General features: G+C 56.9%; 1 protein-coding gene. It reads right to left on the reverse strand.

All coding sequences use genetic code 11. The features are described 5' to 3' along the window. A partial coding sequence (locus tag CXQ93_RS20270; RefSeq protein WP_219817407.1) for a hypothetical protein occupies positions 1-226 on the reverse strand: 226 nt, incomplete at its 3' end. Positions 227-583 lie beyond the last annotated feature (357 nt).

Genomic DNA, 583 nt, shown 5'->3' on the forward strand with positions numbered 1-583 from the left:
TTTTGGTGGTTTTGGTGATGAGGTTTTTGAGCCATTTGGGGTATTCGGGCCGGGCGGGTTCGGTATTTAGTGGTGGCCGGTAGGTTCCGCTGGGGGTGATCCAGCCGATCCGCCCGTCCGGGGTTGCTTGTGGTGTCCAGCCACGGAGCTTGATCCCGTGCCGTTCTGGCTCATCGATACACCGCCGGCGCCCATGCCGGTTCTTATCATCCTTGAAGTGCTTCATCAGGTGATGGCGTTTACAGGCCGGGCGGAGATTCGCCATGACCGAGGGACCACCAAACTCAAAAGCCCGTAAATGATCCAACTCGGTATCTAACACCGGATGAGGACAATTCGGTACATAACAACACCCAGCCAGGCTCTGCAAGACAGCTCGCTCGGCCGCCCGCAAGGTATAGCGTTGTGGTTCCAACGGCAATGCTTCCCCCGTGATCGGATCCGTCAAGACCCGCAAGAACGATGAACTATTCTTCAACAACTTCCGCGCCACATCCTCCGACACAGGACCACCCTGAGGCCCCACCAATTCTGCTGGTTCATCCGTGATCCCCAACAACCCTAAGAACGGGACCTTGACCAA

This window comes from Arthrobacter sp. N199823 (assembly GCF_002929705.1).
GTDB lineage: Bacteria > Actinomycetota > Actinomycetes > Actinomycetales > Micrococcaceae > Specibacter.